The sequence below is a fragment of the Methylomonas sp. Uni0011 genome, assembly GCF_056850255.1.
This window is the reverse complement of the sequence record NZ_JBVVNO010000002.1, coordinates 314,214-327,750: the sequence shown is the minus strand read 5'-3', so window position 1 is coordinate 327,750 and position 13,537 is coordinate 314,214. Positions and strand designations below refer to the sequence as shown.

The 13,537-nt window shown below is 54.4% G+C and carries 11 protein-coding genes and 3 tRNA genes; 2 read left to right on the top strand and 12 right to left on the bottom strand.

Annotated elements, in window-relative coordinates; genetic code table 11:
- Positions 1 to 11: 11 nt before the first annotated feature.
- From AC0IM9_RS04230 to AC0IM9_RS04210, 5 genes are all read right to left on the bottom strand, one after another.
- Positions 12 to 87 (bottom strand) — tRNA-Glu (locus AC0IM9_RS04230).
- A gap of 73 nt (positions 88 to 160) precedes the next feature.
- Positions 161 to 236: transfer RNA gene (locus AC0IM9_RS04225), tRNA-Glu, on the bottom strand.
- 21 nt (positions 237 to 257) lie between these two features.
- A tRNA-Ala gene (locus AC0IM9_RS04220) sits at positions 258 to 333 on the bottom strand.
- A 50-nt stretch (positions 334 to 383) separates the two neighbouring features.
- Entirely contained in the window at positions 384 to 1,781 is a 1,398-nt protein-coding gene (gene gltX / locus AC0IM9_RS04215) for a glutamate--tRNA ligase (RefSeq protein WP_482803178.1), read from the bottom strand.
- 7 nt (positions 1,782 to 1,788) lie between these two features.
- Positions 1,789 to 2,232, bottom strand: a complete 444-nt coding sequence (locus tag AC0IM9_RS04210; RefSeq protein ID WP_445371108.1) for a tetratricopeptide repeat protein — start codon at positions 2,230 to 2,232, stop codon at positions 1,789 to 1,791.
- Positions 2,233 to 2,403: 171 nt separating this feature from the next.
- Between AC0IM9_RS04210 and AC0IM9_RS04205 the strand changes: the two genes are divergently transcribed.
- Positions 2,404 to 3,585 carry an OmpA family protein gene (locus AC0IM9_RS04205; protein ID WP_140911326.1) on the top strand — a complete coding sequence of 394 codons (1,182 nt, stop codon included), beginning with the start codon at positions 2,404 to 2,406 and terminating at the stop codon, positions 3,583 to 3,585.
- 190 nt (positions 3,586 to 3,775) lie between these two features.
- Positions 3,776 to 4,306, top strand: coding sequence for a hypothetical protein (locus tag AC0IM9_RS04200; RefSeq protein WP_482803177.1), 531 nt, complete (start codon positions 3,776 to 3,778; stop codon positions 4,304 to 4,306).
- A gap of 10 nt (positions 4,307 to 4,316) precedes the next feature.
- Here the strand turns inward: AC0IM9_RS04200 and AC0IM9_RS04195 are convergent, their stop codons facing one another.
- The 7 genes from AC0IM9_RS04195 to bamA form a co-directional block, all read right to left on the bottom strand.
- Positions 4,317 to 4,853, bottom strand: a complete 537-nt coding sequence (locus AC0IM9_RS04195; RefSeq protein WP_482803176.1) for a retropepsin-like aspartic protease family protein — start codon at positions 4,851 to 4,853, stop codon at positions 4,317 to 4,319.
- A 242-nt stretch (positions 4,854 to 5,095) separates the two neighbouring features.
- Complete coding sequence (gene dnaE, locus AC0IM9_RS04190) at positions 5,096 to 8,584, bottom strand: DNA polymerase III subunit alpha (RefSeq protein ID WP_482803175.1); 3,489 nt, start codon at positions 8,582 to 8,584, stop codon at positions 5,096 to 5,098.
- Between the two features lie 4 nt (positions 8,585 to 8,588).
- Positions 8,589 to 9,179 (bottom strand): ribonuclease HII, encoded by a 591-nt coding sequence (rnhB, locus tag AC0IM9_RS04185; protein WP_482803174.1) that lies wholly within the window; start codon positions 9,177 to 9,179, stop codon positions 8,589 to 8,591.
- Positions 9,154 to 9,924 (bottom strand): acyl-ACP--UDP-N-acetylglucosamine O-acyltransferase, encoded by a 771-nt coding sequence (gene lpxA, locus AC0IM9_RS04180; RefSeq protein WP_445371114.1) that lies wholly within the window; start codon positions 9,922 to 9,924, stop codon positions 9,154 to 9,156. The genes rnhB and lpxA overlap by 26 nt, the downstream gene beginning before the upstream one ends.
- On the bottom strand, positions 9,925 to 10,368 hold the full coding sequence (fabZ, locus tag AC0IM9_RS04175) for a 3-hydroxyacyl-ACP dehydratase FabZ (protein WP_140911332.1): 444 nt from the start codon (positions 10,366 to 10,368) through the stop codon (positions 9,925 to 9,927).
- Between the two features lie 105 nt (positions 10,369 to 10,473).
- Entirely contained in the window at positions 10,474 to 10,974 is a 501-nt protein-coding gene (locus AC0IM9_RS04170; RefSeq protein ID WP_140911333.1) for an OmpH/Skp family outer membrane protein, read from the bottom strand.
- A gap of 79 nt (positions 10,975 to 11,053) precedes the next feature.
- Positions 11,054 to 13,387: an outer membrane protein assembly factor BamA gene (gene bamA, locus AC0IM9_RS04165; RefSeq protein WP_482803316.1), complete on the bottom strand. Its 2,334-nt coding sequence runs from the start codon at positions 13,385 to 13,387 to the stop codon at positions 11,054 to 11,056.
- Positions 13,388 to 13,537 lie beyond the last annotated feature (150 nt).

Below are 13,537 nucleotides of genomic sequence, written 5' to 3'. Positions count from 1 at the left end.
ATCACGAGAATTGGCGTCCCCACGGGGGTTCGAACCCCGGTTACCGCCGTGAAAGGGCGGTGTCCTAGGCCACTAGACGATGGGGACTCAGGACTATTAGCAGAAGCGTCTGCTGATTTTTTGATTTGCGGTTACCGGCCTTGACCGGTTTTAGCCAGATTGGCGTCCCCACGGGGGTTCGAACCCCGGTTACCGCCGTGAAAGGGCGGTGTCCTAGGCCACTAGACGATGGGGACTTAGGACTAAATCAACTAATTTGGTGGAGCCAAGGAGGATCGAACTCCTGACCTCTTGCATGCCATGCAAGCGCTCTCCCAGCTGAGCTATGGCCCCGTAGTTGAGTTCTCGTATTATACGGATATTTAGAGCCTTGTCCAGAGAATTTATAATTTTTTTATAAACTCGATCGCCCGATCCAAGCGATTCAAGGTTTTTTCGCGGCCCAGCAGTTTCAAGGTCAGGTCTATAGCCGGCGACACGCTGCCGCCGCACACCGCTACCCGCAACGGCTGCGCGACTTTACCCAAGTTTAGTTCCAACCGCTCGGCACTATCCAGCACGACCTGATGCAGCGCCTCGGCCTCCCAGCCTTCCAGCGCACTGAATTGATCGCGCAAGTGCTGCAAAACGGCATCGACACCGGCCTTGAAATTCTTCTTCACGGCCTTGTCGTCGTACTCGTCAAACTCGCGGTAGAAATAGACGCTGTCGTTGGCCATATCCACCAAAGTCTTGCAGCGTTCGCGCTGAGCTTTGACGACCTCGCTCAACGCCGGGCCGCAGGCCGGATCGATGCCGCGCTCGCCCATGTGCCATGCCAAATGCCGGGCCACGTGCGCCGGATCGGAGTTCATCATGTATTGGTGATTTAACCAAACCAGCTTGTCGGTGTTGAAGGTAGAGGCCGACACGTTTACCTTTTCTAACTCGAACAACTCGATCATTTCCTCGATCGAAAACAATTCCTGATCGCCGTGCGACCAGCCCAATCGCACCAGATAATTCAACAATGCTTCCGGCAGATATCCGTCGTTGCGGTATTGCATAACACTGACCGCACCATGGCGTTTGGACAGGCGCGCGCCATCGGAGCCAAGAATCATCGGCACATGGGCATAAATCGGCAATTGCGCGCCCAACGCTTGCAAGATATTGATCTGCCGGGGCGTATTGTTGACGTGATCGTCGCCGCGAATGACGTGCGTCACCCCCATATCCATATCGTCGACGACGACGGTCAAATTGTAGGTCGGGGTACCGTCGGAACGGGCGATGATCAAATCGTCCAATTCCTTATTGGCAACGACGATACGACCTTTCACCAAATCGTCAATTACCACCTCGCCGCTTTCCGGATTTTTGAAGCGCACCACCGGCTCCCCCCGCGAGTCGGACACACCATGGCGGCATTTACCGTTGTAACGCGGCTTTTCCTTATTGGCCATTTGCTGCTCGCGCAACGCATCGAGCTCTTCACGACTGCAGTAGCAGTGGTAGGCATCGCCTTGGTCGAGCAGTTGCTGAATCACTGCTTTATAACGATCGAAGCGCTGGGTTTGGTAAAACGGACCTTCGTCGTATTCCAAGCCCAACCAAGTCATGCCCTCCAGAATCGCGTTGACCGATTCCTGGCTCGAACGCTCCAGATCGGTATCCTCGATCCGCAATATAAAGCGGCCGCCGTGCTTTCTAGCATAAAGCCATGAAAACAATGCAGTTCTTGCACCACCAACATGAAGATAGCCAGTGGGACTCGGAGCAAATCGGGTTCTTATACTCATTATCGAATTATTTCGTGATTAAAAATTTCTTTGCGTATTCGCCGGGAATCGAGCGCGACGCATTCAGCCGCATCGCCTGATAATTGAATTGCACGCTGCCCTTGGCAGCATCGTTCTTACCGAGGATGGCCAGAGACGTCCCATGACCTTGGGCAGCGGCCTTTTCATACCAATAGGTGGCTTTATCGCGGTCGGCGGTAAGCCCCAAACCGCGATCGTACATCGCTGCCAGCGCCACTTGGGCATCCACCAAGCCTTGGTTGGCCGCCTTTTCCATCCAATATGCCGCTCGTTCCTCGTCTTTCTGCTCCCCATCGCGGCCCAACAACAAACGCGATGCCAGCTTAGCTTGGGCCAGAGCATTGCCTTGCTCGGCAGCATGCTTAATATCGTCGGCAAGGGCCGAATTGAACTGCACCAACAACAAACTGAGTAAAAGCCAATTTCGCATCACGCGTCTCCGGGTAAAAAATCAACGGCAAGGCCAAACCGCTATTATTTCACGGCACGCAGCCCAATTGAATGAACTATAAAAAAATAAGGGATTGATGTTAGACTTTATCCACCAAGGCAAACACTCCAGCCTTGCCCGCCCAAGAATAACAACCAGGAGACTTGATATATGAAAAAAAACCTAATGATCACGGCCGCTCTGGCTGGAGCAGTACTATCCGGCTGCGCCACTCAGTCGAGCAATAACTTCCCGCCGTTCCAGGCTGAAGATCTGAATGCGCTGGTCAAATCGGGCAAACTGGTACAAAAAGCCAACAGTTTCCTGGTTGTGAACGACTCTTCGTCGTCCATGAGCCGTATCTACCTCAATTCTCAGGATTATAGTGGCACCAAGCTGGATGTCGAAAAAGCGCTGCTGAACAAGTTCAACAAAACCATCCCCTCCATTCCGTTAATGTCCGGCTTGCGCAGCTTCGGCTACGGGCCTTGCCTGGATTGGAGCGCTACCAAGCTGAACCAGCCGGTGCAAAACTACACCCAAGCCGGCTTCGACAGCGCGCTCACCTCTTTGCAATGCTCTAGCGGCGGCACCCCTTTAGCCGACGCGCTGCAGGAAACCAGCCACGATTTGGCTAACGCCTCCGGCAACATCGCGATGATCGTATTGAGCGACGGTATCGAGGAAAGCTCTCCGGCTCCCACAGCCGAATCGCTGAAAGCGCAATACGGCGACCGCTTGTGCATCTATACCGTGTGGGTAGGCAACGAGCAAGACGAAGCAGGTCAAGCCGTACTGCAAAGCATTGCCGACGCCTCCGGTTGCGGGTTCTCAACCACCGCAGAGGCGATCAGCACTCCGCACGGTATGAGCGAATTCGTCAAAAACGTCTTCTTCAAAGCCGGCACCCCAGTCGCCGACTGCTCGAAACTGGATGACGATAAAGACGGTGTCAACAACTGCGCCGATAAATGCGCCGACACACCTAAAGGTGCCATTGTCGATAAAAACGGCTGCTGGGCATTCCGCGGTCTGCTGTTCGATTTCGACAAAGCCGACATCAAATCCAAATACAGCCCGTTGATCCAGAATGCGGTGGAAGTGATGAAATTGAATCCCGGTCTGACCGTTGAAATTCAAGGCCATACCGACAGCTACGGTACCGACGCTTACAATGAGAAATTGTCCGAGCGCCGCGCCAATGCCGTCAGAAATGAGCTGATTAAACAGGGCGTGGACGGCAAACGCTTAACTGCAGTCGGCTTCGGCGAATCAAAACCGGTCGAAAGTAACGATACCGACGAAGGCCGCGCCTACAACCGCCGCGTCGAATACAAGCGTACCGACCGCTAAGCGTTAAAACCGAGGAGTTAATTCCGGAAGGGAGGCTGAGGCCTCCCTTTTTTATGCGCGTCAGCCCTGCTTACGAGCACGGCAAGTAAATCAATCCCAATCGGAAACCGAATTTTACCGATAGAATCGCCAACGAGATTCAACCCGCAATTCAATGCCGCGCCGTCAATCGGCCTCACCGGAGCAGCGTATGAAATACATTATCAAACAGATCGGCGACGACTTCATTTTCGACGAGCTGGAAGCCGCGCGCCTGCAATTTATCGAGTCGCTAAACTACTCGATGGAAAGTGCGAAGCTTATTTTCGACAAAAATCCCAAGGACCCTTTGGATTTTTACATTGCCTACGATTTTCAACAAAAAAACGGCGAACCGGTGGTGTACGGCTTTAATCTACGCGATGAGTTGCTCAAATATTTCAAGCTAGACACCAATAAATACCACAACTCGAAATGGCTGCTGACCATCGGCCAAAACCTGAAAGCGTTAGCGGACGAACTGGCCGAGCGTTACGACCCTGAGCCGCCCAAAACCATCGCAAAAGAAAGAGACGAACAAGAAGCCGAATACGCCAAGAGCGTTAACCGCTCCTACCGCGACGTGTTGAGGGAAGCCAAAGCCAAAGACGAAGCGGACCGCCAAGCCGGCGGAAACGCCAACTTCGAGCGCAAGGATCGCCACCTTTGGCAAACGCTGATGCTAAAAGGCCGATTTAAATAGCTTAGAAGGATTAATTGCCGAACCTGGTGACGCAATGGTTGCGTGAATCGCACTCCACCGATTTAGTAATCGGGTTGGGCGACACGTAATAGTCGATTCGGGGCTGGCCTTCACTATGCGGACGCGGTTCTTCCAGCGCTGTCACCCGATCCTCCAGATGGTTCTGTTTGATCAATTGTTTATTCAACTGCAAGGTCAGCATATCGCCGGATTGGGTCATTTTGAAAAACCTCAGGGTATTCATACCCAATAAAATCTCGGTCAGGTGCTGATTCAGGACCGCTTCGACATGTTTCAACTCGGTGTCACCGATCACCAGACTGTCGATAACCGTCTGTTTGTCAATTGTTCTGCCGCCGGCGGTAGCCATGTCCACTTGGCTGCCGAACGGTAAGCGCGCTTCCAGCGCAAACTTCATCGGAATCGCGATGACGGTGGCCCCAGTGTCGATTAAAAACGGCAGCTCTTTACCGTTAACCCATAACTTTCCGCGAAAGTGGCCGCTGCCGTCGGCACGAAGCACAATCCCAGCGTTCTGTGCCGTCATGCCGGCTTGGACCTGCCGATTTTCCGTTGCCGCCCCGTCCTCGGCCCGAACTGCGCACGCAAACGCCAGCCACAAATAAGCGGCAACAGACCTGTAGGAGATAAAACCAAGCGATCCGCGCATTCTTCCCCCCATAAAAATCAGCCAGGTGTCGGACTAGCCATTCACATACAAGCAGCCTAGCACCATCCACGCAGAATCCAAAGCCTGGGCAACGGTTAGCATTACCAAATCAACACTGCTTAATATCTGACTTTAACGCTGCCTTCGTTTAATAGCCTGCGCAAACGGATCAACAATTCGTCCGCCGGGCGCACCCGCCATTCGTCGCCTAATTTCAGCGCCGCCTTGTCGCTGGCCGTGCGATATTCCAATTCCAGCGGACATTGCCCGCCGCGGAACGGTAACAGCGTATCCCGCAAACGCGCCAGCCAGTCGCTTGGCAGATCGGCGCTCGCGATATCGATTTCCAGCGTTATGCTGCGCGCAAATATTTCGCGCGCCTCTTCCATGCCGTACAGTTTCTCGGCGGTCATGCGTAGACTGTTGGTAAAGTCGTCCATGGCCAGCGAGCCTTCCGCAATCAAAATCGTATCTTTGCTCAACAGATTCCGATATTTATCGAAAATACCGCTAAACGCGGCGACTTCCAGGCGACCGGTACGGTCGTCCAATGTGGCAAAACCCATCATCTTGCCCTGCTTGGTCTGACGGGTGCGCATTTCCACGATCAGGCCGGCGACGCGGGCTTCCATCTTGCCGCGCGCCCGGCCGGCATCGACTTCCAGGCTACCTAGCGTACCGTGAGTGATGTGCTTCAGCTCCGGCAGGTACTCGGCTATTGGATGACCGGACAGGAACAAACCCAAGGTCTGCTTCTCGGCTTCCAGCTTTTCTTTTTCGGTCCAGGGCTCGACCATAGTCGAATAGGCGTCAGCCTCGTTGTCGCTTGCCTCGACTTCGACACCCAAGCCAAACAAGTCGTTCTGGCCGGCCAACGCCATTTTGCCGTGTTGCTCGGCGACGCGAAGCGCGGTGGTCAGCTCGGCCATGTGCGCGGCGCGGTTCGGGTCGATCGAATCCAGCGCGCCGGCCTTGATCAAAGCTTCCAACACCCGGCGATTGACTTTGCGCAGATCGACGCGCTTGCACAGGTCGTATAAGCCGGAATATGGGCCGTTGGCGTTACGTTCTTTTAGCAAATCGTCGATCGCGTTTTCGCCGACGCCCTTGATCGCGCCAATGCCATACACGATCTGGCCCTTATCGTTGACCGTGAAACGGAAGTCGGACAGATTAATATCGGGCGGGCAGATTTGTAGTTTCATCTCCCGACATTCCTCGATCAACACCACCACCTTATCGGTGTTGTCCATGTCAGACGACATCACTGCCGCCATGAACGCGGCCGGGTAATGCGCTTTCAGCCAGGCGGTCTGATAGGCCACCAGCGCGTAGGCCGCCGAGTGCGACTTGTTGAAACCGTAGCCGGCGAACTTCTCCATCAAGTCGAAGATGTAGGTCGCGATGCTCTCGTCGATGTTGTTGGCGATCGCACCCTCGGTAAATTTGGCGCGCTCCTTGGCCATTTCTTCCGGCTTTTTCTTACCCATCGCCCGCCGCAGCATGTCGGCGCCACCCAGGGTATAGCTGGCCATTTCGCGGGCGATTTGCATCACCTGCTCCTGGTACAAAATAACGCCGTTGGTGGGCTTCAGAATCGGTTCCAGCAACGGATGGGCGTACTCGGCCTTGGCGCCGTGCTTGACGTTGATGTAGTCGTCGACCATGCCCGATTCCAGCGGACCGGGGCGGAACAAGGCCACCAGCGCGATGATGTCGTCGAAGCAGTCGGGCTTCAATTTTTTAATCAGCGCCTTCATGCCGCTCGATTCGAGTTGGAACACCGCCGTGGTCTGGGCGTTTTTCAGCAACTCGTAACTGGGCAAATCGTCGCGCGGAATTTGGGCAATGTCGATTGGCGGCTCGCCTTTCTCGGCGCGCTGGCGGTTAATAGTCTGTAGCGCCCAATCGATAATGGTCAGCGTGCGCAGGCCCAAGAAGTCGAATTTAACCAACCCGACCGCTTCGACGTCGTCCTTATCGAACTGTGTCACCAGGTTGCCGCCGCCCTGCTCGCAATACAGCGGCGAAAAATCGGTGAGTTTGGTCGGCGCGATCACTACGCCCCCAGCATGCTTGCCGGCGTTGCGGGAAATACCTTCCAGCGAGCGGGCCATGTCGACCAGTTGTTTGACCTCTTCTTCGGCTTCGTACAGGTCTTTCAGCTCCTGACTTTCCTGTAAGGCCTTGTCCAGCGTCATGCCGATTTCGAACGGAATCAGTTTCGCCAGCCGGTCGACGAAACCGTAGGCATGCCCCATCACCCTACCCACGTCGCGGATTACCGCCTTGGCCGCCATCGAACCGTAGGTAATGATCTGCGAGACGTGGTCGCGACCATAATGGCGGGCGACGTAATCGATCACCTCGTCGCGGCGTTCCATGCAGAAGTCGATGTCAAAGTCGGGCATCGATACCCGTTCCGGATTCAGAAAGCGTTCGAACAGTAGATCGAATTCGATCGGATCGAGGTCGGTGATCTTCAACGCATACGCCACCAGGGAGCCGGCGCCGGACCCCCGGCCCGGCCCGACCGGAATGTCGTTGTTCTTGGCCCATTGGATGAAATCGGCAACGATCATGAAGTAGCCGGGGAAACCCATCTGCACGATCACGTTCAGCTCGATTTCCAGCCGTTGGTCGTAGACCTTGCGGTTTTCCTCGAAGCTGCCGTTACCAACAGGCGCATGCTGTTGCAAGCGCTCCTCCAGACCTTCGCGCGAGGCTTGCTTGAAATAATCGCCCAGAGTCATGCCATCCGGCACTTCGAAATCCGGCAGAAAGTTTTCGCCCAGGCGTAATTCGACGGTGCAACGCCTGGCGATTTCGACGCTGTTTTGCAAAGCTTCCGGAATATCGGCGAACAACTCGGCCATTTCCTCGGCGCTACGCAGATACTGCTGATTGGTATAGTCTTTCGGCCGCCGGCTATCGTCAAGCACCCGGCCTTGGTGAATGCACACCCGCACTTCGTGGGCTTCGAAGTCGCTGGGGTTCAAAAACCGCACATCGTTGGTGGCAACGACAGGCAGGTCCATTTCGGCGGCCAACTCCACCGCCAGAGCGATATAGCGTTCTTCGTCCGACTTGCCGACGCGTTGCAATTCCAGATAAAAACAATCGGGGAACAAACCGCTCCAAAATTCGGCGCAAGCGCGGGCCTGAGCCCGATTTTCCGCCAGCAGTGCGGCACCGATGTCGCCCTGCATCGCCGCGGACAACGCGATCAAGCCATTGTGGTTTTCGGCAATCCAATCTTTCTGCAGCATCGGAATGCCCTGGTGTTGGCCCTCCTGATAACCGCGGGAAACCAACTCGGTCAGCGTCACGTAACCCGGCTGGTTGCGGGCCAGCAAGGTCAAGCGATGCGGCGCCGTCGGTTCTTCGGGGTTATAAATCCAGACATCGGCGCCGGCTATCGGTTTGATACCGGCGCCTTGCGCGGCCTTGTAGAATTTGACCAGCGAGAACAGATTGCTCTGTTCGGTGATAGCTGCGGCCGGCATTTGAAATTCACTGAGTTTTTTTACCAGCGGCTTGATCCGGACGATGCCGTCAACCAGCGAAAACTCGGTATGAATACGCAGATGAACGAAGCTCGGACTCATCGGCTTAGAGGAATTTTTTCACGGGCGCGTAAGAACGGCGGTGCTGCGGCGTAACGCCCAGTTGCGCCAACGCTGTCAGGTGGACTTGAGTGGGATACCCTTTGTGGCCGGCAAAATGGTAACCGGGATACAGCCGATCCAACACCGCCATTTCGCTGTCGCGGGCCACTTTAGCCAGGATTGAGGCAGCGGAGATTTCGGCGATCAGCGCGTCGCCGCCGACGACCGCTTCGCCGGGACACGTTATGCCGGGTAGGCGATTGCCGTCGACCTTGATATAATCGGGCTTGATCGGTAATTGCGTATAGGCGCGCCGCATCGCGACAAAGGTGGCTTGCAGGATATTGATGGCCTCGATTTCGCTGGCTTCGGCCCGACCGACCGCCCAGGCCAAGGCTTTGGCCTTGATTTCCTCGGCCAGCGCAGTGCGACGTTTTTCGCTGAGTTTTTTCGAGTCGGCCAGCCCGGCGATGGGCCGGGCCGGATCGAGAATCACCGCCGCAGCGACCACCGGGCCGACGATGCAGCCGCGCCCGACTTCGTCGATGCCGGCGATGAGTAGCGGGGAATTAGCGGAGAATGCCGCGTGTGACATTACGCAAGAAACTGACCATATTGGAGAGTTCGTTGCTTTCGCCGGCCATGCCTTCCATTTCTTCGATCGCGTCTTCCAGGCGCAGATTATTTTTGTACAGAATTTTGTAAGCTTGGCGAATCTGGCGGATCACTTCCGGCGACTTGCCGTTGCGCTCCATACCGACCGAGTTGATGCCGTGCGGACGGGTCGGCCTACCGCCGACCATCACGTAAGGCGGAATATCCTGGGTAATTGCGCTGCCCATTGCTGAAAAGCTGTACTCGCCGATCTGGGTAAACTGGTGCACCAGGGTAAATCCGCCGAGAATCGCATGGTCGCCGAGGTGAACGTGACCGGCAATCGATGCGCCGTTGGCCATGATGACATGGTCGCCGATCACACAATCGTGGGCCACGTGGGTGTAAGCCATAAACAAGTTATCGCTGCCGATCAAGGTCAAGCCTTGATCCTGCTGAGTGCCGCGGTGCATGGTGCAGAATTCGCGGACCACGTTGCGGTCGCCGATTTCCAGCCGAGTAATTTCGTCGGCGTATTTTTTATCCTGCGGGTCTTCGCCGATCGACGAGAATTGGTAAATTTTGTTATCTCGGCCAATCGCGGTCGGCCCCTTGATCACCACGTGCGGCCCGATCTCGGTACCGGCATCGATTTGCACGTCCGGCCCGATTACCGTGAACGGGCCGACGCTAACGTCTTCCGCCAAATCGGCGTGTGGATGGACAATCGCTCTGGGATCGATCATTTAAGCCACCGACACGGCGCACATGATTTGCGCGCTGGCTGCCAGTTCGCCGTCGACTTCGGCCCGGCAATCGAACGACCACAAATGGCGCTTGTGTTTCAGGTAAGTCACATGCAGGCACAGCTGGTCGCCCGGCACCACTTGCCGCTTGAAGCGGGCGTTGTCGATTCCGGCCAGATAATAGACGGCACCCTCGCCCAGCTTGTCGTCGCTTTGCGACGTCAACAAAGCCGTGGCTTGCGCGAGTGCTTCCATAATCAATACGCCAGGCATGATCGGCTGGCTTGGGAAATGCCCCTGAAAGAAAGGCTCGTTGAAAGTGACGTTTTTCAAAGCCTTCAAGCTGATGCCGGGCTCGCAATCAACCACTTTATCCACCAACAAAAACGGGTAACGATGCGGGAGTAGTTTCTGAATCTGCAGAATATCGAGTGTTCCGGCCATAGCGCTTAGATGAAGACGGGTGGACTGGAAGGCGCGACAAACTCAAGCCTTCCGTAAACTGAGCGGCGGCTTTCCGATATTTGGATCAGGAAAGCCGCGAAGAATTTACTGCGACAGGGTTTCCAGCTTTTGTTGGACGCGACTGGTGACATCAATTTGGTCGTTGGCGTAAATCACGCCGTCGGTCAACAACAAATCGAAAGATTCTTCTTTCGCCAAGGCTCTGACAGCTTCTACGATGCGTTTTTGCAAAGTACCCAACTCTTCATTGCGGCGCATCTGGAAATCTTCACTGAATTCCTGTTGCGCTCTAGTGAATTCGCGTTTTTTATCCAATACGTCTTTTTCCAGTCTGCGGCGCTCGTCGTCACTCATCACGGCACTATCACGACCCAATTTCTCTTCCAGCGTTTTGATTTCTTTTTGTTGGGCAGCCAACGCTTTGTCCCGGGGTGAGAATTCGGTTTCCAGGCGGGTTTTTGCTTTTGCCGCTTGCGGCGCTTTCTCCAATACTTTGGCCACGTTAACAAAGCCGATTTTCAGCTCCGCGTGGCTTATGCCGGCAAAAATCATCAGCATTAAAAACAAAGAAATTCTATTTTTCATGGTTAAAACCATCTCCGGTCAATTATGAGTTAAGACAAAACGCAGCGGCGATTATAGGGCAAAACCGGCCTGAACTGAACTAAAATCCGGAACCGAAGGTAAACTGGAAAGCCTGGGTCCGGTCGGTATCTTCGGTATTCATCGGCTGGGCGACACTAACGGCCAAGGCCCCGAACGGCGACAACCATTCGCCGCTCAAACCAACCGAATAACGGAAGTATTTTTTCAGGTCGCCGGTATTGAGTCCCGGCGCCAACGTTCCGGCGTCGATAAACGAACCGATCCGGACCGACTTGACGTCGCTCAAAAACGGCACCGGGAAAAACAACTCGGCCTTGCCGATCATTTTGGTGGAACCACCGACCGGGCGCCGGAAAGTATTGGTCGGATTCAAGTCGTTGGTATCGATGATGCCGAGCGTATTCTGCATGAAACCGCGCACGTCGTTGGTACCGCCGGCGAAATAGTTTTCGAAGAACGGCAAACCGGAATCGCCGCCATAACTGTCTCCGTGAGCGACTTCGCCCAGCAAGCGGAAGGTAAAGTCGTTGGACAACGGAAAATAATGCTGATGCTTGTAACCGATCTTGAAATATTCCAAATCACTGCCCGGCACCGTGATCAAACCCGATACCCGCTGCTGACCGCCGCTGTGAGCGAAGGTGGCCCGGTCCAGCGTATCGTGGGTCCAGCCCATCGAGGTGGATAAGGTGTTGAAACTTTTGGACTTGGTTACCAACGGATCGCCCTTGCTAAACCCCAAAAACCTCAAAATCGTATCCGACGACAAGGTCGTGTTTTCGATTTCGGTGCGCTTCAATTCGACGTCGAAACCGATCCGGTCGAATTCGTTCAACGGAATCCCGAAATTGACGCCGGCATTGGTAATGTTGGTGTTGTAACTGGCCAGGTTGGCGGCGTAGGCGTTACGCGAGGTATAGCCCAGGTTATAACCGAGCGCCACGCCATCCAAGGTGTAGTAAGGGTCGGTAAAGCCCAGGTTGTAGCGGGTCAAGATACTGCTGTTATTGAAGGCGAAATCGACGCGTTTGCCGGTACCGAAAATATTGTCCTGCGACACGTTGGCATTGAAGATGATGCCTTGCACCTGGGAATAACCGATACCGGCCTGCAAGTTACCGGAAGCCTTTTCCTTGATCGAATAATTCACGTCGATTTGATCCGCCGCGCCAACCACCGGCGGAGTCTCGACGCCGACTTCTTCGAAATAACCCAAGCGGTCGAGACGGGTTTTGGTGCGCTCGATCTTGCTGCTGGCAGCCCAGCTGGACTCCATCTGCCGGGCTTCGCGGCGGATAACTTCGTCGCGGGTCTTGGTGTTGCCCTTGATATTGATGCGCCGCACGTAAACCCGCTTGCCCGGGTCGACGAAGAACGTCATCGCCACGGTTTTGTTTGGTTCGTTGATCTCAGGCACCATGTTGACGTTGGCAAAGGTATAGCCTTCATCGCCCAGCCGATCGGAAATCGCTTTGGAGGTTTCGGTTGCGTTCTTGCGCGAGAAAATTTCGCCGGGACCGACCTTGACCAGTTTGATTAGCTCTTCCGGCGGCACGATCAAATCGCCCGACAATTTGACCTTGTCCAGCATGTACACGTCGCCTTCCTTGACGTTGATCGTTATGTAAATTTCCTTTTTATCGGCCGTGATGTCGACCTGGGTCGATTCGATCGAAAAATTGATATAACCGCGGTCCAGGTAATACGAGCGCAGCTTTTCCAAGTCGGCGGACAGCTTCTGTTTCGAATATTGGTCGTCTTTCGAGTAAAACGACAGGAAGTTGGTAGTGCTTAATTCGAATTCCTTGCGCAATACATCGTTGGAAAACGACTTGCTGCCGACGATATTGATCTGTTTGATCTTGGCAACCCGGCCTTCGGAAATATCGATGTGAATGCCGACCCGGTTACGGGTGAGTTCGGTGACTTCGGTCTTGATTTTGAGACCGTATTTACCGTGACTGAAATACTGGCGGCGCAGCTCTTGTTCGACCTTATCCAAAACCTGCTTGTTGTAGACCTTGCCCTCGGCCAAACCGATTTTCTTCAAAGCTTCGGTCAGATCTTCCTTCTTAATGTCTTTATTGCCCTCGATCACGACTTTGGCAACGGAGGGCCGCTCCACGACATTAACGATCAAAGTACCGCCGTCGCGTTCCAGCGCAATATCCTTGAAAAAACCGGTATTGAACAACGCCCGAATCGCCTGGGCTTGCTTGTCTTCGGTAAAAGTTTCGCCGACGTTGACCGGCAAATAGTTATAGACGGTACCAGCCGAAATCCGTTGCAAACCCTTAACTTTGATGTCCTCGACTACGAAACTGCTGGCCTGAACAGCTTTGCCGGTTAGCATGCTCAACAACAGGATTTGCAAAAGCGGGTTTTTCTTCACGCAGTCAACCAGGATCGATAAATGCGGCGATTGTAACATGCTGTTTTGTCATTCCCGCGCCTTCCAAGGTAAATACTGGTTAATTTTGGCCGAAAAATTGCTTTCTTATTTTGTTTCAAAAGCAAAGCAAAACAATAGAAACAAACCTCC

Excerpts from the sequence above, each read along its gene's own strand:
- dnaE (WP_482803175.1), bottom strand. The coding sequence starts at position 8,584 with ATGAGTCCGAGCTTCGTTCATCTGCGTATTCATACCGAGTTTTCGCTG.
- AC0IM9_RS04170 (WP_140911333.1), bottom strand. The coding sequence starts at position 10,974 with ATGAAAAATAGAATTTCTTTGTTTTTAATGCTGATGATTTTTGCCGGC.
- rnhB (WP_482803174.1), bottom strand. The coding sequence starts at position 9,179 with ATGTCACACGCGGCATTCTCCGCTAATTCCCCGCTACTCATCGCCGGC.
- AC0IM9_RS04210 (WP_445371108.1), bottom strand. The coding sequence starts at position 2,232 with ATGCGAAATTGGCTTTTACTCAGTTTGTTGTTGGTGCAGTTCAATTCG.
- fabZ (WP_140911332.1), bottom strand. The coding sequence starts at position 10,368 with ATGGCCGGAACACTCGATATTCTGCAGATTCAGAAACTACTCCCGCAT.
- AC0IM9_RS04200 (WP_482803177.1), top strand. The coding sequence starts at position 3,776 with ATGAAATACATTATCAAACAGATCGGCGACGACTTCATTTTCGACGAG.
- gltX (WP_482803178.1), bottom strand. The coding sequence starts at position 1,781 with ATGAGTATAAGAACCCGATTTGCTCCGAGTCCCACTGGCTATCTTCAT.
- lpxA (WP_445371114.1), bottom strand. The coding sequence starts at position 9,924 with ATGATCGATCCCAGAGCGATTGTCCATCCACACGCCGATTTGGCGGAA.
- AC0IM9_RS04195 (WP_482803176.1), bottom strand. The coding sequence starts at position 4,853 with ATGACGGCACAGAACGCTGGGATTGTGCTTCGTGCCGACGGCAGCGGC.
- AC0IM9_RS04205 (WP_140911326.1), top strand. The coding sequence starts at position 2,404 with ATGAAAAAAAACCTAATGATCACGGCCGCTCTGGCTGGAGCAGTACTA.